Here is a 17,280-nt window from a genome sequence, read left to right as displayed (position 1 = left end):
GACAGCCGCCGATGGCGCTGATCGAGGTCAAGAACCTGCGCAAGGAGTACCCCCAGCACGTGGCCGTGGCCGACGTGTCCTTCTCGGTGGAGGAGGGAGAGATCTTCGGGATCCTGGGCCCCAACGGCGCGGGCAAGACCACCGCCGTCGAGTGCGTGGAAGGCATGCGCAAACGCGACGGCGGCGACATCTCCGTCATGGGCCTGGACCCGCTGAAGGACCTCGCCGAACTGCGCCAGGTCATCGGCATCCAGCTCCAGCAGAGCGAACTCCCGGCGAAGATGAAGGTCTGGGAGGCGCTGGAGCTCTACAGCACCTTCTACCGCGACCCCGTCGACTGGCGTGAACTCCTCCACGAATGGGGCCTCGCGGAGAAGGCGGACGCCGCCTACGGCTCCCTGTCGGGCGGACAGCAGCAGCGGCTGTCCATCGCCCTCGCCCTGGTCGGCAAGCCGAAGATCGCCGTCTTCGACGAGCTGACCACCGCCCTGGACCCGCACGCCCGCCGCGAGACCTGGAAACTCATCGAGAAGGTCCGCGCCCAGGACGTCACCGTGCTCCTGGTCACGCACTTCATGGAGGAGGCCGAACGCCTCTGCGACCGGCTCGCCCTCATCGAGTCCGGCCGCGTCGTCGCCCTGGACACCCCCGCGGGCCTCATCTCCCGCGTCGACGAGAAGCAGATCATCCGCTTCAAGCCCTCCGTCGACTTCGAGGACAGCCTGCTCACCTCGCTGCCGGAAGTCGACAGCATCACCCGCTCCCACTCCCAGGTGACCGTGACCGGCAAGGGCAACGTCGTCTACGCGGTGATCTCCGTGCTGGCCCGCAACCACATCGTCGCCGGCGAACTGCGCCTGGAACAGGCGAGCCTCGACGACGCCTTCGTCGCCCTGACCGGCACCCACCCCGCCACCTGACCCGCCGTCGGATCCACCGGATCCACCCCGCCGCGTACCCCCCTTTCGAGGAGACCTGGTTCCATGTCCGGGCGCACCAAACTCACCTACGTCGAGACCAAGCTGTTCCTGCGGGATCCGACCGCGGTGTTCTTCGTGATCGCGCTGCCGATCATGCTGCTGACGATCTTCCACTTCGTCACCGAGAAGTCGCAGGACGACGCCGCGACCAAGGAGTCGATGGAGGCCTTCGTCCCGGCGATGGCGATATCGCTGTGCCTGACGATGCTGGCGCTGAACCTGCTGCCCACCACCCTCGCCACCTACCGGGAGAAGGGCATCCTGCGGCGGATGGCCGCCAGCCCCGTCCACCCGGCGAACCTGCTGCTGGCCCAGCTCGTCATCAACCTGGCGACCGCCACCCTCTCCGCGGTCCTGGTCCTCGTCGTGGGCCGGGCCGCCTTCGACACCCAGGCCCCCGAGGGCGTCGGCGCGTTCGTCGTCAGCTTCGCCCTGGGCACCTGGGCCCTGTTCGCGATCGGGCTGGTCATCGCCGCCGTGGCACCCGGCAGCAAGGCGGCCACCGCTATCGGCCTGTCCCTGCTCTTCCCCAGCCTCTTCTTCGGCGGCGCCTTCGTGCCCAAGGAGGACATGCCCGCCACCCTGTCGACGATCGGCGACTACACTCCGCTGGGCGCCGCGCTCCAGGCGCTGCGGGACTCCTGGGAGGGCCAGTGGCCGCAGACACTGCACCTGAGCGTGCTGGCCGTCCTCGCGGTAGTGGGCACGGCTGCGGCGGCCAAGCTCTTCCGCTGGGAATGAGCACCGCCGCCGTCGAGGAGAACCGGCGCTGGGAGACCCACTCCGACATCCTCTTCGACGCCCTGCCCTACCTCCTGTTGCTGCTGCCCACCGCCTGGAGCCTCACCCACGACCACAGCGGCGGTGGGCAGCAGCCCGTCCTGCTCGCCCTGGTGGCGGCCGCGGCCTGCTGGAGCGCCCTCACCTACACTCTGCCGACCCGCCGCCTCAGCCGCCGCCGCTACGGCACCGCCCCCGCCGCCGCCTACCTCGCCGGACTCCTCGCCCTGGCCGCCGCGCTCATGGCCCACGACCGGGTGTTCATGCTCTTCGCCGCCACCGGCTTCCTCCAGGCCCTGGTACTCCTGCCGACCTGCTGGGCCTTCGCCTGCGTGGCCGCCACCTCCTTCGTCGTCAACACCGTCCCCGCGGGCCTGCCCGAACCCACCCCGACCGCGCTGATCCCCTATGCGGGCACCATCGCCTTCCAGACCGTCCTCGTCGGCTGGATCAACCTGCTCTCCAGCAGACTCGGCCAGCAGCACAGAGACCGGCGGCACACCGTCGCCGAACTGCGCACCGCGCTCACCGAGAACGCCGGCCTCTACGCCCAACTCATCACCCAGGCCCGCGAAGCAGGCATCCACGACGAACGGCGCCGCATGGCCGGGGAGATCCACGACACCCTCGCCCAGGGACTCGCCGGGATCATCCGCCAGCTCGAAGCCGCCGAGCACACCGAGACCGACGACGAGGACCGACGACACCACATCCGCACCGCGAAGACCCTCGCCCGCGAGAGCCTGCGCGAAGCCCGCCGCTCCGCCCAGGCGCTGCGCCCCGAACAACTCGAATCGACCACCCTCCCCGAAGCCCTGGGAACCCTCGCCCGCACCTGGGCCCACGGCAAGGAGCTCCAGCTCAGCTTCGAGACCACCGGCACCACCGCCCCCCTGCACCCCGAACTCGAGGCCACGCTCTACCGCGTCACCCAGGAAGCCCTCACCAACACCGCCAAACACGCCCGCGCCACACAGATCACCCTGACCCTCAGCTACATGGACGACCTCGTGGTCCTCGACATCCTCGACAACGGCACCGGCTTCCCTCCCCCGCACGCGGCCGTCCCGGACGGCACCACCGCGGCGGGCGGCACGAACGGAGCGAACGGCACGGCCGGCGCGGGCAGTTCGGACGCGGCGGACGCGGCGGGAGGTACGAGCGATACGTCCGGCGCGGTCCAGGCGGAGGGCGCGGCCGGTGCGGGGCACGGCCTCGGGCTGATCGCGATGCGGCGCCGGCTGAGCCGGGTCGCCGGGACCCTCACCATCGAAAGCGCCCCCGGCGAGGGCACCGCCCTGAGCGCCGCCGTCCCCGCCATCCCCCCGGGAGCCGGCACATGAGCACACCCCACCCCGCGCGGACCCAGCCGATCCGTATCCTCATCGCCGACGACCATCCCGTGGTCCGCGACGGACTCCGCGCGCTCCTGGAACGCGAAAGCGACTTCACCGTCACCGCGGAGGCCCGCGACGGAGCCGAGGCCCTCGACCTCTACCGCCGAGGCGGCGCCGATGTCGTCCTGATGGACCTGCGCATGCCCCGCATGGGCGGCGTCGAAGCCATCGAGCACCTCCTGCGCCAGGACCCCGACGCCCGCATCCTGGTCCTCACCACGTACGACACCGACGGCGACGTCATGGGCGCCCTGGCCGCCGGAGCAACCGGCTACCTCCTCAAGGACACCCCCCGCGAGGAACTGACCCGCGCCGTCCGAACCGCCGCCGCGGGCCAGTCCGTCCTCTCCCCGGCCATCACCACCCGAGTCCTGCAAACCGTACGCAAACCGAGCGCGGGCCCCCTCAGCGAACGCGAACTCCAAGTCCTGCGCCTCATTGCCGACGGCGCCACCAATCGGGAAGCCGCCGCCGCATTGTTCATCAGCCAGGCAACCGTGAAGACGCACCTGATCCACGTCTACGAGAAACTCGGCGTGAAGGACAGGGCGGCGGCCGTCAGCGAAGCGCACAAACGGCATCTGTTCCCGTGAAACCCCCACCCCTGGAGAACACAGAAGAACAGCAGGTCAAGGCGGCCTAGGGGGGACCTTTAGGGGGGTCGAGGCTAGGGGTTGTTCCCCTTCACAAAGCGCCAATAGCGTTGCTCATATGGCCCCTTCGCACTATCGGCGTGCTGTTGTCATCGGCGGCACCGGATTCCTCGGACGCCATATCTGTACGGCCCTGGCCGCACAGGGACATGACGTACTGGCAATAGCCAGAAAAGCCGCGGACCCGATTCCCCGCACCGCGTTCACCGCACTCGACATCCTCAGCGCCGACGACACCGAGATCTCCGCCGCCCTCAGCGGAGCGGAACTCGTGATCAACGCCGCGGGCGACGCCTGGCAGGGGGACGAGGCCGCCATGGCCGCCTCCCACCAGCCCCTGGTCCAGCGGCTCGTGGACGCCCTCGCCGCCCACGCCCGCCGCCCCCGGCTGATCCATCTGGGCAGCGTCCACGAGTACGGGCCCCTCACCCCGCCCCACCCCGTCACCGAGGACCACACCCCGGCCCCCGGCACCGTCTACGCCCGCACCAAACTCGCCGCCAGTACGCACATCCTGGACGCCACCGAAGCCGGCCGCATCGACGGCTGCGTCCTCCGCGTCACCAACGTCTGCGGTCCCGGCCTCCCCCCGGGCAGCTTCCTGGGCCACCTCACCCGGCAACTGCGCCACACCCAGCAGACCGGGCAGCCCCTCAGCCTCACCCTCGCCGACGACCAGCGCGACTACATCGACGTACGGGACGTCGCCACCGCCGTCCTCCACGCCGCCACCGCACCCGTCACCGGCCGCATCATCAACATCGGGCAGGGCCACCCCACCCCGATCCGCGAACTCGCCCACCAGCTCATCGCGCTCTCCGGCCTGCCCCCGCACCTCATCCACACCCGGACCGCCCCGCTCACCAGCAACGGCAGCGGATGGACCAGCGTCGACACCGGCCTCGCCACCCGCCTCCTCGACTGGACCCCCCGCATCCCCTTGGACCAATCCCTCCACGACCAGTGGGCCACCCCCACCGAACCCACCGCGGAGGCCGGATCCGCCGCTCCGGCCACGCCCACGAAGCCCGCCGGGCCCGCCAGTCCAGGCGAGCCGGTTTCCTCCTCGGACGAAGGACACTGATGCGCTACACCTATCTCGGCCGTACCGCGCTCAAGGTCAGCCAGGTCTGCCTGGGCACCTTGAACCTCGGTGTCAGAGCCGGCGAGGACGAAAGCCGCACCCTCCTGGACACCGCCCTCGACCACGGCATCAACTTCCTGGACACCGCCAACCAGTACGGCTGGCAGAAGCACAAGGGCTACACCGAGGAACTCCTCGGCACCTGGTTCGCCCAAGGAGGCGGCCGCCGCGAGAAGGTCGTCCTCGCCACCAAGGCCGGTAATCCCATGGACGACTGGCCCAATGAATCAGGCCTCTCCGCCCGCCACCTGATCGCCTCCTGCGAAGCCTCCCTGCGACGGCTGGGCACCGACTGGATCGACGTCTACCAGATGCACCACGTCGACCGGCACGCCCCCTGGGACGAGATCTGGCAGGCCATGGACGTCCTGGTCCAGCAGGGCAAGATCCGCTACGTCGGCTCCTCCAACTTCGCCGGCTGGCACCTCGCCGAAGCCCAGGAAACCGCCCACCGCCGCCACACCCTCGGCCTCGTCAGCGAGCAGAGCATCTACAACCTCATCACCCGGCACATCGAGCTCGAAGTCATCCCCGCCGCCCAGCGCTACGGCATCGCCGTCATCGCCTGGTCCCCCCTGCACGGCGGACTCCTCAGCGGCGCCCTGCGCAAACTCGCCGACAACACCGCCCAGAAGACCGCCCAGGGCCGCGCCGCCCAGGCCCTCACCATCCACCACGACACCATCGCGGCCTACGAGAAGCTGTGCACCAGCCTGGGCACCGACCCCGCCGAGGTCGCCCTCGCCTGGGTCGCCTCCCGCCCCGGCATCACCGCACCCGCGATCGGCCCCCGTACCGTCGCCCAGCTCGAAAGCGCCCTCAGCGCCCTCGAACTCACCCTCAGCCCCGACACCCTCGGCGAACTCGACCGCCTCTTTCCTCCGATCGGCAACGGCGGCCCCGGACCGGAGGCATGGGCATGGTGACCAGCACCCTCCACCGGCGCCTGACCCGCTCAGCCGCCGCCCTCGACAGTCCCCAGACCCAACTGACCGAATTCCACCGGTGGTTCAACGACCGCGTGGATGCCGACAAAAGCCGCATCGACATCATCGAATTCGCCCGGCTGAACGGCTGGCACTTTCACCCCGAAACCGGAAACCTCACCCACGAGAGCGGCCGCTTCTTCACCGTCGAGGGTCTCAGCACCGATATGCCCGGAGCTCCCGTGGAGCACTGGGAGCAGCCCATCCTGCACCAACCCGAGATCGGCATCCTCGGCATCCTCGTCAAGGATTTCGCCGGTATCCCCCATTTCCTCATGCAGGCGAAAATGGAGCCCGGCAACCACGGTCCCCTCCAGATCTCACCGACCGTCCAGGCCACCCGCTCCAACTACACCCGCGTGCACCGGGGAAAGCCCGTCCCCTATCTCGAATACTTCCAGCACCCGCACCGCCATCGCATCCTCGCGGACACCCGCCAGTCCGAACAGGGCACCTGGTTCCTGCGCAAACGCAATCGCAACATGCTCATCGAGGTCTCGCCCGACACGGACATCCCGCTCCTCGACGGATACCGCTGGCTCACCCTCGGTCAGATCCACCAGCTCCTCACCCACGACAACCTCATCAACATGGACTCCCGCAGCGTCCTGGCCCTCCTCCCCCAGCCACCCGCCAATCACCGCGGAGACCCGTACCTGGACGAAGCCGACCACGAAGCCCTGCACACGATCGGCGGCGACCACAGGCGGAGGACCGACGCCCGCAGCAGACAGGACAGCGTCCACCCCGACCCCGACATCCACAGCTGGATCACCACCCAGCGCACCGAACGCACCGTCACCACCCGGCGCATTCCTCTGAAGAACCTCCCCCACTGGCACCGGACCCCGCACCGCATCACCCACGAGACCGGCCGCTACTTCAATGTCATGGCCGTCCACGTCACCACCCACAACCGCGAGATCGCCCAGTGGACCCAGCCGATGATCGAACCCCATGGTCCCGGCGTCGCCGCTTTCCTCCTCGCCCATCACAACGACACCCCGCACGTCCTCGTCCAGGCCCGCGCCGAACCCGGCTACACCGACACCGTCGAACTCGCCCCCACCATCCAGTACACCCCCCGCAACTACGCCCATCTCCCCGCCCACCACCAGCCCCCGCACCTCGACCACCTCGCGCCCTGCTCACCCCACCGGCCCCTCTACGACACCCTTCTCTCCGAAGAGGGCGGTCGCTTCTACCACGCCGACAACCGCTACCTCATCACCGAGACCACGCTCAGCGCCGACCACGAGACCCCCGACCACCGCTGGATCTCCCTGCCCCAACTCCAGCAACTCGCGCACCACAGCCACTACCTCAACATCGAAACCCGCACCCTCCTCACCTGCCTCCAGACCCTCCACCACCCCGCGGGCGGCTAGCGGCAGGCGCCGCGAAGGTGCGGTCGGTGCGGAACGGGCCCCGCCGCAGGGTCAGTTCAGAGCACCGGCGACATTGGGGTCCTGTTCGAGGAAGGCCAGGAGTTCGGTCGGGAGCTTGTCGCGGTTCTTGACGTCGAGTTTGCGGTAGATGCGGGTCAGGTGCTGTTCGACGGTGCTGACGGTGACGAACAGCCGCCGGGAGATCTCCCGGTTGCTCAGCCCTTGGACGGCGAGGGCCGCCACCCGGCGTTCGGCCCGGGTCAGATGCGCCCGCAGGCTGATCAACCGCACGTTCCCCGCGTCCGTCGCCGCGGGTGCGGCCGGTTCCTGGGGCCTGCGCTGCGGGGGCAAGGGGGCGGGAGACTCGGCGGAGGGCCGGTGCTGAGGTCGGGCCGGGGCCCGCCCCAGCGCCAGCGCCTCCATCTGCCGGGGGCGCAGCCCGGGATCACCCAGCGGCTGCGGAGTGGTCCAGTTGCCGGAGGGGGGCGGCACTACGCCCGGGGCACTCGGCTGGCCTTCGCGGGACCCGGCGGTCCCGGCCTCGGCGAGGAGCCGCTCCACCCGCTCGTGGGTGGCGGCGTCGAGCGGCTCGTGCAAGCGCAGGTGCTCGTGGACCAGGGCGGCGGCCTCCTGCCGCCGGCCGAGCGCGAGCTGCACCCGCGCCATCTCCAGCCGCCAGGGCAGGAAGCCGGGGAGGTCCAGGTTCCAGGCGGTCATCAGACCGGCGCAGTGGTGCAGATCGTCGAGAGCGGCTTCGAGGCGTCCGGTGGCCACGTGATAGCGGGCCCGGGCCATGAGGTAGGGCAGGTAGAGCGGGGTGTCGAACAGGCCCGGCGGGACGGGATAGGCCAGCAGCAGAGCGGCCTCGTCGTACTGCTCGCACTCCACGGCGCAGCCCACCAGGGTCGCGAGGAGGAAGCCGCCGGCCACGCCCCAGGCCTGGAGGGATATCTCCCGTACGGCCCGGCGGGCGTACTCGTCGGCGCGCGTCACCTCTCCCAGCCGCAGGGCCGCCTCGGCGTGGAGGGCGTGCAGGATGCTGGTCCACGTCGGTGAGCGCTGCGGTGCGAGCTGGCCGCTGTTCAGGAGCTCTCCCGTCCAGTGCAGGACCCGTTCGGGGCGCCCGGCGCACAGCAGCACCGTCAGCGGGATCAGCGTCAGGGCGCCCGCCGAGGCGTCCGCGCTGTGGCGCTGCAGGAGGTTCTCCGCCGCGGCGAGGGTCTCCTCCCCCGCGCCGGAGCCGAGCACCGTGCTCAGCAGATGGAAGGCCTCCAACTCCGGGGATCCGGCGGCCTCCTGGTCCAGGGGCACCTGGAGGGCGGGGGCCAGCGCGTCGGAGCAGCCGGGGCGGACCAGCGCGGAGAGCAGGGACATGAAGCGCAGCTGCGCCGCGGCGGTCGGGTCCGGTGCCGGATGGGCGGCGGCGCGGCAGAGCACCTCGCAGACGTCGTCGGCCTGCCCGTGCCAGAGCAGGTACGGAACGGCGGGCAGCGCCTTCCACGCGGCGCCGTCCCCGGCCCGGGCGAGGGAGAGCTGGGCGTCCAGGGAGGCCTTGGCGGCCAGCGGGTTCATCTGCCAGCGGGCCTGGACCAGGAGCTGTTCGATCTTCTCGCGCTTGGCGCAGTCGTTCTCGCAGCGGCGGGCCAGCTTCAGAAAGGCCTCGGCCTTGTCGGGCATTCCCTTGGCCGTCGCGTGCCGGGCGGCCTCCTGCAGCACGGCCGAACTCCAGCCGCGTTCCGTGGAGTCGCCCTGGACGAGGTGCTCGGCGACGACGGAGGGCCCGTTGCCGTGGTCGTAGAGGACGGACGCGACGCAGCGGTGCAGTTGCCTGCGTTCGTCGAAAGAGAGTCCGGCCAGGACGGCCCGCGCAATCGTGCTGTGCCGCAGCTGATGGGCTTCGGGTGCGGGGCATTCCGCGAGGCCGGCCCCCTGCAGCAGGGTGAGCGCCTGGACGACGAATTCCGGTGCCGTGTCGAGGAGTTCCGCCAGAATCGCCGGGTCCACCGGCCGGGCCAGTACGGCGAGGGCCTGCGCGACCCGGCGGACCCCGGGCTCCTGGCGGTACAGCGAGCGCAGCACCGCGTGGTCGAAGATGTCCACGCCCTGCGGGATCGCCGAGCCGTCCGACTCGGCGAGCAGGGACCGGTAGTGCTGGAGGGAGGCACCGGCGAGCAGCGGGTTGCCGCCGGTCGCCGCGAGGATCCGGCCCGCGGTCCTGACCGCGTCGTCGGGTCCGAACTCCTCGGTCACCATCCTGGTCAGCGCGCCCACGCCCAGCGGGTCCAGCGACAGCCAGGTGAAGTTCGACTGGCTCAGCAGCTCGGCGCGGAAGCCCGGGTTGGGCATCTGCAGCGTCGGCGACTCGGTGAGTACGACCATGATCCGGGCGTTGCGGAGTCTGCGCACCGCGTAGAGAAGGCAGTCCAGTGAGGGGCGGTCCGCATACTGCACATCGTCGACGACAAGGACGAGCGGCCCGAGTTCGGTGAATTCGAGAAGGGCACCCAGAACACTGGATGAATCACGCGGTTCGGCACCCTGGAAAAGCTGGCTGACAAGCCCGAAATCTAAGTCGGACTCCCCCGGCGAACCCGTCGCCTGGATGACGGTGCCGACCTGGTCCTTAATACCTTCGGTGAATTCCTCAAGCAGCACGGTTTTCCCGCTACCCACCGCCCCCGAAAGAAGAACAATACTCGCCTGAGCCTCCGATGTGGAGATATCGAATGCCCGGTTGAGTGCTGTCATCTGTCGTTCGCGCTGCATCAGAATCATGCCCGATGACCCTCCTACCCCGTCAGACGCCATACATATGACACGTCTTGCGAAACAAAGGAGGTTGACAGGCGTATACACAGACGTCCGCGCATGCGTGCGGATGCATCACAGAGATCCCACACCATGCGACACATGAGACCAAAAGCCACATATGACCGAAAGTGCTCTTGCTGGTCGTTCCCCCGTTATTTCATGTCGTCCCGGTCCCGGAGCGACGTTGCGCACGCTACCACTACGCGGCACCGACATGTCCGGTTTTCCCGTGGGACGTTGCCGAGTCTGCCATGCCACACCCCTTCCTGCCAGCGCAAGAAGGATCCACCGCGCCCCTATCAAACTGAGGGGTTGCTGCCAAATGATAGTGGACTACAATTTGCCCGCCTCACCCGGGGACCGTGACGTGGAGCACAAAACCTTTCGGCCCCCGGCGACGGCCGGGGGCAGACCGTACGCCGGGAGCCAAAAGGGGAGCTTTGTTCAGAGTTCGCTGTCGATGAATTGGAAGAGGTCCTCGGTGGACGCCGAACCGAGGCGTTCTTCTACAGTCGCGTCGTCCGCAGCGCCACCGCCATTCATACCGGCGAGTAGTGCGTGCAAGCGCGCTGGAATCCTGCTCTCTGCAATGTATTCCTTGGGGATCATGGTCAGCATCGCCTCGATCCTGTCCAATTCGGACAAGACCCGATCAGCGCCTTCCGGAACGCCCTGTGCCGTTTCCCCGGATGTCCCGGATTCGGTCTTCCCGACGATGTACCGGGCCAGCGCAGCGGGCGAGGGATGGTCGAAGATCACCGTGGCGGGCAGGCGAATTCCGGTGACACCGGCCAGCCGGTTGCGCAGTTCCACCGCGGTCAGGGAATCGAGGCCCTGGTCGAGGAACCCGCGGCCGCTCTCGATGCTTCCCGGGGAATCCAGCATCAAGATCACCGCCATATGGCGCCGCACGAGTTCCAGTACGTGCTGCTGACGTTCGGTCTCGCCGAGCCGGGCCAGTTCCTCACTCAGGGCCGGGCCCTGCTGCCGCGCCACCGCCTCCGGCCGTACCGTCGCGAGCCGCGACCACAGCGGATCCGCGGGGAGCGCGTTGAGCTGCAGCAGCGAGGCCAGCTGCATCGGGTGCGGCAGCCGATCGGAGGCGTCGAAGAGCGCCAGCGCCTGCGCGTTGCTCATCGGGGCGATCGCGCTGCGCGCCATCCGCGCCCGGTCCTGCTCCCCGAGGTGCGCCGTCATTCCCCCGGCCTCGGCCCACAGTCCCCAGGCGAGGCTCGTACCGGGCAGTCCCTGCGCCTGGCGATGAGCGGCCAGCGCGTCCAGATACGCGTTCGCGGCGCTGTAGTTGGCCTGCCCCGCACTGCCCAGCACGCCCGCAGCCGAGGAGTACATGACGAAGGCGGCGAGGTTGTGGTGGCGGGTGAGGGTGTGGAGGTGGTGGGCGGTGTCGATTTTGTTGGCGAGGACGGGGTGGAGTTGTTGGGGGGTGAGGGTGGTGAGGGTGGCGTCGTCGAGGGTTCCTGCGGTGTGGATGACGGCGGTGAGGGGGTGGTGGGTGGGGATGTTGGTGAGGAGGTTGTGGAGTTGGTGGGGGTTGGTGGTGTCGCAGGCGGTGAGGGTGATGGTGGTGGCGCCTGCGTTGAGGAGTTGTTGGCGTAGTTGGGTGGCGTGGGGGTGGTGGGGGGTCCGCGGCGGCTGGTGAGGTGGAGGTGTTTGATGCCGTGGTTTTGGATGAGGTGGGTGGCGAGGTGGCGGGCGAGGGGTGCCGGTGCCGCCGGTGATGAGGGTGGTGCCGTGTGGGGGTTGAGGGGGGTGGGGAGGGTGAGAGGGTGTTTTTGCCGGTGTGGCGGCCTTGGCTCATGTGGCGGAGGGCGTGGCGGAGGTTGGCGAGGGGCCAGGTGTGGTTGGGGAGGTGGGTGAGGGTGTGGTGGGTGAGGAGGGGGTGGTGAGGTGGGTGAGTATGTGGCCGGTGCGGGTGGGTCCGGCGTCTTTGAGGTCGAGGCTTGGTAGGTGGGTGGGGTGTGGGGGGTGGGGGCGGGTGGCGTGGCCGGGTTCTCGGATGTCGGTTTTGCCCATTTCGAGGTAGCGGCCGCCGGGGGCGAGGAGGTCGAGGCTGGCGTCGACGGGTTCGCCGGCGAGGGAGCCGAGGATGATGTCGAGTCCTCGGCCGTTTGTGTGGGTGAGGTATTGGTCGCGGAAGTCGAGGGTGCGGGAGTGGGCGATGTGGTCGTGGTCGATGCCCATGGCGGTGAGGGTGGGCCATTTGGTGGGGCTGGCGGTGGTGTAGACCTCGGCGCCGAAGTGGCGGGCGAGTTGGATGGCGGCCATGCCGACGCCGCCGGTCGCGGCGTGGATGAGGACTTTGTCACCGGGTTTGATCCCGGCCAGATCGTGCAGGGCGTAGTACGCCGTCAAGAACACCGTCGGCGTGCCGGCCGCATCCTCGTACGACCAGTCGTCCGGCATCGCGACGATCGTGCGCTGGTCTGAGATGGTCAGCGGCGCGAAGGCCGCCGGGAAGGTGCCGAACACCCGGTCCCCTACGGCGAATTGCTCTACTCCGGGCCCGGTCTCGACCACGATGCCCGCACCCTCGGTGCCCAGTCCCTCGTTCGACGGGGCCAGCCCCAGGGCCACCGCGACGTCGTAGAAGTTGAGGCCCGCGGCCCGCAGTTGGATACGGACCTCGCCCTGCTCCAGGGGCCGGGTCGCCCGCGGGTTGGGCGCCTTGCCCACGTTGTCCAGCGAGCCGCCGCCGAGCGCGTCCAGACGCCAGTCGGTCCCCGCACCGAACCCGCTCACCCCCGGAATCCGGCCGTCGTCCGAGGGACGGACGATCCGCGGGGCCAGAAGTCGCCCGTCTCGGTGGGCGAGTTGGGGTTCGGTGGTGGTGAGGGCGTGGGTGAGGAGGGTGGCGAGTTCGGTGGGGGGTGGGGGTTGGTGGGGGTCGGTGTCGAGGAGGAGGAAGCGGTCGGGGTGTTCGGCCTGTGCGGTGCGGATCATGCCCCAGACGGTGGCGGCGGCGAGGTCGGTGGGTGCGGTGTGGTCGGTGGTGACGGCGCCGGTGGTGTGGAGGATGAGGGTGGTGTTTTCGAGGCGTTCGTCGGTGAGCCAGGTCTGGAGGTGGGTGAGGAGTTGTTCGGCGTGGTGGTGTGTGTTGCGGCGTGGGCGGTGTCGGCGCCGGCCTCCCCATCCCCGTCTTCCTCTTCTTCCTTGTGGGTGGTGAGGGTGAGGAGGGTGTGGGTGGGGGGTGGGGTGTGGTCGAGGGTGTGTTGGAGGTCGGTGAGGGTGGGGTGGTGGGGGGTGTGGGGGAGTGGGGGTGTGGTGGTGCCGAGGGTTGTGAGGCGGATGGGGGTTGTGGGGGCTGGGTGGTTGTGGTGGTGGTGGGGTCCAGTGGAGGGGTGTAGAGGCCGTCGGGGGTGGGGGTGGTGGTGAGGTGGGTGGTGTCGAGGGGGCGGGTGTGGAGGGTGGTGATGTGGGTGACGGGTGTGCCGGTGGGGTCGGTGGCGGTGAGGGTGAGGGTGTGGTCTTCGGTGATGCGGAGTTGGACGTGCAGGGTGGTGGCGCCGGTGGCGTGCAGGGAGACACCACTCCACGAGAACGGCAACCACACGCCTTCCTGCGGGAAACCCGGGTGGAACCGCAGCGCGTGCAGCGCCGCGTCCAGGAGCGCCGGGTGCAGCCCGAACCGCCCTGCCTGCTCGGCCGCCTCCTCGGGCAGGGAGACCTCGGCGTAGACGGTCTCCTTGTCGTGCGGGTCGTGCCAGACCTTGGTCAGCCCCCGGAAGGACGGCCCGTAGGAGTAGCCGCGCTCGGCCAGGGCGCCGTAGACATCGTCGAGCGGCTCGGCGGTCGCCCCGGCGGGCGGCCAGGAAGCCAGGGCCATGAAGTCCGGCCCGGCGGCGGCCACGGGGGCATGGCTGAGGGTGGCTTGGGCGTGGCGGGTCCAGATGCCGCCCAGGCCGGTATGCGGCCGGGAGTAGACCGTGACCGCACGCCGCCCGTCCTCGTCGGGGGCGTCGACCACGGCCTGGAGCTCGACCGCACCCTCGGCAGGCAGCACCAGGGGGCTCTGCAGGACGAGTTCCTCGATGTGCCCGCACCCCACCTGGTCACCCGCGCGGATCACCAGATCCACGAACCCTGTGCCCGGCAGCAGCACCGTCCCCGACACCGCATGATCAGCAAGCCACGGATGCGTGAACAGCGAGACCCGGCCTGAGAGGACCACGGACTGCCCGTCGGCGACCTCGACAGCCGCGGCGACCAGACCATGTGCGACCGATGTCAGGCCGACTCCGGCCAGGTCGCCTCCGCTGGTGGTGCCGCGTTCCAGCCAGAACCGACTCCGGTCGAAGGCATACGTCGGCAACTCCACCCCCGCCCCCGACGACGAACCCGGCAGCACGGCGTGCCAGTTGACCTCCACGCCGTGGGTCCAGGCCTGTGCGAGAGCGGACAGGAAGGTGTCCGCCTCGGGCCGGTCGTGACGGGCGAACGGGGCGATCAAAGACGCGGGCTGATCCTGGCCTTGGTCTTGGTCTTGGTCTTGGCAGTCATGCGCCATCGCCGTCAAAACACCCCGCGGCCCGACCTCAAGCAGGATGCGGATCTGCGCCTGGGCGAGCGCGTTCACGCCGTCGTGGAAGCGGACCGTCCCGCGAACCTGACGCGCCCAATACGCAGGCGAGGTCAACTCCTCGACGGTGGCCAGCTTTCCGGTCACGTTGGAGATGACCGCGATGGTGGGCGGGTGGAAGGTGAGGGTGGAGGCGGTCTTCTCGAACTCCGCCAGCATCGGATCCATGTACGCGGAGTGGAACGCATGCGAGACCCGCAGCCGACGCGTCTTGCGCCCCTGCTCCCGCCAGTAGACGGCCACCGCCTCCACAGCGTCCGCGTCACCTGAAACGACAGTGGAGGCGGGCCCGTTGAGAGCGGCTATGCTCACCCGCTCCCCACCGGTCACCTTCGCCAGCGAAGCTTCGACTTCCTTCGCCCCGGCCTGCAGGGAGGTCATGACACCGCCCTGGGCAAGCTCCTGCATGAGACGGGCCCGCGCTCCGACGAGCGTGCACGCGTCCGCGAGCGACAGCACCCCGGCCACATGCGCGGCAGCCAGCTCCCCGATCGAGTGCCCCATCAGGCAGTCCGGACTCACCCCAGCGGCCTCCACCATGCGGTAGAGAGCGACCTCGAAGGCGAACAACGCCGTCTGGGTGTAGAGGGTCTGGTCGAGGAGTTCGGCCTCAGGGGTGCCTTCGGCGGCGAACATCACCTCGCGCAGCGAGCGCCCGATCTCCGTATCGAGGTGGGTGCAGATCTCGTCCAGCGCGGCACGGAAGACCGGCGAGGCCTCGTACAACTCCCGTCCCATGCCGGGGCGTTGAGCACCCTGACCCGAGAAGAGGAAAGCCGTCTTGATTCGGCCCTCGACCATGCCGGTGAGGGCGCCGGGCGCCTCGCCCTGGGCAGTGAACTCACCCAGCGTGTCGACAAGTTGCTCGCGCCCGGTGCCAAGTACCGCCAGCCGGTGACGCAGTTGAGCCCGCCCCGTCAGCGCATGGGCGATCTCGGCCACGCCCGCCTCGGCACCCGTACCGTTCACGAACTCGGCCAACTGCCGGGCCTGGCTGCGCAGTCCATCCCCACTGCCGCCGCTGACCAGCCACGGCACAAGCCCGCCCACCAGCACCGGAAGAGCCGACTCCCCCGCTTCCTGGCCCACGCCCGTACCGCCGGAATTCTCCGACTCCTCCTGGGGTGCCTCCTCGACGATGAGGTGGGCGTTGGTGCCACTCACGCCGAACGAGGAGATTCCCGCCCGACGCGGCTGCTCACCCCGCGGCCACGGGGACGGCTCGGTCAGCAGCGCGAGCGCGCCCGCCTCCCAGTCCACGAACGGCGACGGCTCGGCGATGTGCAGCGAACGCGGCAACTCCTGGCGCTCCAGAGCCATCAGCATCTTGATGACCCCGCCGACACCCGAAGCCGCCTGCGCATGCCCGATGTTCGACTTCAACGACCCCAACCGCACGGGCCGTTCGGCAGGACGGTTCTGCCCGTACGTCGCGAGCAGCGCCTGCGCCTCGATCGGATCCCCGAGCCTGGTCCCCGTACCGTGTGCCTCCACCGCGTCCACATCGGCCACACCCAGACCCGCATTCGCCAACGCAGCCCGGATCACCCGCTGTTGGGAAGGCCCGTTGGGCGCGGTCAGGCCGCTGCTCGCACCGTCCTGATTCGTCGCCGAACCCCGCAGCACACCCACCACACGGTGACCCAGACGACGCGCATCCGACAGCCGCTCCAGAGCGAGCAGACCGATGCCCTCTCCGGCGCTGAAGCCGTCCGCCGAGATGTCGAAGGCCTTGCACTTGCCGTCGGGGGCGAGGCCGCGCTGGCGGGAGAACTCGATGAACGCGGACGGGCCCGCGAGCACGGTGATGCCTCCGGCGAGGGCGAGGGTGCACTCCCCCTGGCGGAGCGCCTGCATGGCCAGATGGAGGGCGACCAGGGAGGAGGAGCAGGCGGTGTCGACCGAGACGGCGGGGCCCTCGAAACCGAAGGAGTAGGAGACGCGGCCGGAGAGGACGCTGGCGAGGTTGCCCATCAGGGCGTGGCCCTCGACGGTCTCGGGGACGTTGTCGAGGTCGGGGATGTAGCCGGAGGTGGAGGCGCCGACGAAGACGCCGGTGCGGCTGCCCTGGAGGTCGTGGGGGTTGAGGCGGGCGCGTTCCAGGACCTCCCAGGCGGTCTCCAGGAGGATCCGCTGCTGCGGGTCCATCGCCAGCGCCTCGCGCGGGGAGATCCCGAAGAACTCCGCGTCGAAGTCCGCCACTTCGTCCAGGAACCCGCCCCGGCGGGCGTACGACTTGCCCGGCTGCTCGGGGTCGGGGTCGTAGAGGTCCTCGGGCCAGCCGCGGTCGCCCGGGATCTCGCAGGTCGCGTCGGTCCCCTCGGCGAGCAGCCGCCACAGGTCCTCGGGGGAGCGGACGCCGCCGGGGTAGCGGCAGGCCATGCCGACCACCGCGATGGGTTCGCGGGAGGCCTCGGTCAGGCGGTGGTTCTCGCGCTGGAGCCGCTCGGTCTCCTTGAGGGAGGAGCGCAGTGCGTCAACGATCTCTTGGTTCGACGTAGTCATCCTGGAAACTCCACTCGTGCCAACAGGTCCTCGTAGGGC

At 69.6% G+C, this 17,280-nt stretch carries 10 protein-coding genes and 3 pseudogenes; 7 read left to right on the top strand and 6 right to left on the bottom strand.

Annotation, left to right across the window (positions count from 1 at the left end):
* The first annotated feature begins 11 nt into the window (after positions 1 to 11).
* The 7 genes from MID12_RS32000 to MID12_RS31970 all read left to right on the top strand — a co-directional run bounded on the left by MID12_RS32000 (position 12) and on the right by MID12_RS31970 (position 7,328).
* The gene (locus MID12_RS32000; RefSeq protein WP_040255765.1) at positions 12 to 920 is read left to right on the top strand and encodes an ABC transporter ATP-binding protein; all 909 of its coding nucleotides are present in this window, start codon (positions 12 to 14) and stop codon (positions 918 to 920) included.
* A 63-nt stretch (positions 921 to 983) separates the two neighbouring features.
* Positions 984 to 1,721 carry an ABC transporter permease gene (locus MID12_RS31995; RefSeq protein WP_040255764.1) on the top strand — a complete coding sequence of 246 codons (738 nt, stop codon included), beginning with the start codon at positions 984 to 986 and terminating at the stop codon, positions 1,719 to 1,721.
* Complete coding sequence (locus tag MID12_RS31990; RefSeq protein ID WP_263172726.1) at positions 1,718 to 3,103, top strand: sensor histidine kinase; 1,386 nt, start codon at positions 1,718 to 1,720, stop codon at positions 3,101 to 3,103. The genes MID12_RS31995 and MID12_RS31990 overlap by 4 nt, the downstream gene beginning before the upstream one ends.
* The gene (locus MID12_RS31985; RefSeq protein ID WP_263172724.1) at positions 3,100 to 3,750 is read left to right on the top strand and encodes a response regulator; all 651 of its coding nucleotides are present in this window, start codon (positions 3,100 to 3,102) and stop codon (positions 3,748 to 3,750) included. The genes MID12_RS31990 and MID12_RS31985 overlap by 4 nt, the downstream gene beginning before the upstream one ends.
* A gap of 118 nt (positions 3,751 to 3,868) precedes the next feature.
* On the top strand, positions 3,869 to 4,894 hold the full coding sequence (locus tag MID12_RS31980) for an NAD-dependent epimerase/dehydratase family protein (RefSeq protein WP_263172722.1): 1,026 nt from the start codon (positions 3,869 to 3,871) through the stop codon (positions 4,892 to 4,894).
* Positions 4,894 to 5,880 carry an aldo/keto reductase gene (locus MID12_RS31975; RefSeq protein ID WP_263172720.1) on the top strand — a complete coding sequence of 329 codons (987 nt, stop codon included), beginning with the start codon at positions 4,894 to 4,896 and terminating at the stop codon, positions 5,878 to 5,880. The genes MID12_RS31980 and MID12_RS31975 overlap by 1 nt, the downstream gene beginning before the upstream one ends.
* Positions 5,874 to 7,328, top strand: coding sequence for an NDP-hexose 2,3-dehydratase family protein (locus tag MID12_RS31970; RefSeq protein WP_263172718.1), 1,455 nt, complete (start codon positions 5,874 to 5,876; stop codon positions 7,326 to 7,328). The genes MID12_RS31975 and MID12_RS31970 overlap by 7 nt, the downstream gene beginning before the upstream one ends.
* Positions 7,329 to 7,379: 51 nt before the next feature.
* Here MID12_RS31970 and MID12_RS31965 read toward each other — a convergent pair whose 3' ends face one another.
* The 6 genes and pseudogenes from MID12_RS31965 to MID12_RS32540 all read right to left on the bottom strand — a co-directional run.
* Positions 7,380 to 10,076 (bottom strand): helix-turn-helix transcriptional regulator, encoded by a 2,697-nt coding sequence (locus MID12_RS31965; protein ID WP_263173586.1) that lies wholly within the window; start codon positions 10,074 to 10,076, stop codon positions 7,380 to 7,382.
* A gap of 507 nt (positions 10,077 to 10,583) precedes the next feature.
* The gene (locus MID12_RS31960; RefSeq protein ID WP_263173584.1) at positions 10,584 to 11,720 is read right to left on the bottom strand and encodes a beta-ketoacyl reductase; all 1,137 of its coding nucleotides are present in this window, start codon (positions 11,718 to 11,720) and stop codon (positions 10,584 to 10,586) included.
* A gap of 234 nt (positions 11,721 to 11,954) precedes the next feature.
* Positions 11,955 to 12,512 (bottom strand): zinc-binding dehydrogenase, encoded by a 558-nt coding sequence (locus MID12_RS31955; protein WP_263172716.1) that lies wholly within the window; start codon positions 12,510 to 12,512, stop codon positions 11,955 to 11,957.
* A 171-nt stretch (positions 12,513 to 12,683) separates the two neighbouring features.
* Positions 12,684 to 13,187 (bottom strand): annotated as a pseudogene (locus tag MID12_RS32550) (SpnB-like Rossmann fold domain-containing protein); the annotation flags it as partial.
* A 358-nt stretch (positions 13,188 to 13,545) separates the two neighbouring features.
* Positions 13,546 to 15,450: pseudogene (locus MID12_RS32545) on the bottom strand (acyltransferase domain-containing protein); the annotation flags it as partial.
* A gap of 162 nt (positions 15,451 to 15,612) precedes the next feature.
* A pseudogene (locus MID12_RS32540) lies at positions 15,613 to 17,232 on the bottom strand (type I polyketide synthase); the annotation flags it as partial.
* Between the last annotated feature and the right edge of the window lie 48 nt (positions 17,233 to 17,280).

Source organism: Streptomyces sp. SCSIO ZS0520, assembly GCF_025643355.1.
GTDB lineage: Bacteria > Actinomycetota > Actinomycetes > Streptomycetales > Streptomycetaceae > Streptomyces > Streptomyces physcomitrii.
The sequence above is the reverse complement of the archived record's forward strand: the minus strand, read 5'-3'. Positions and strand labels throughout refer to the sequence as shown.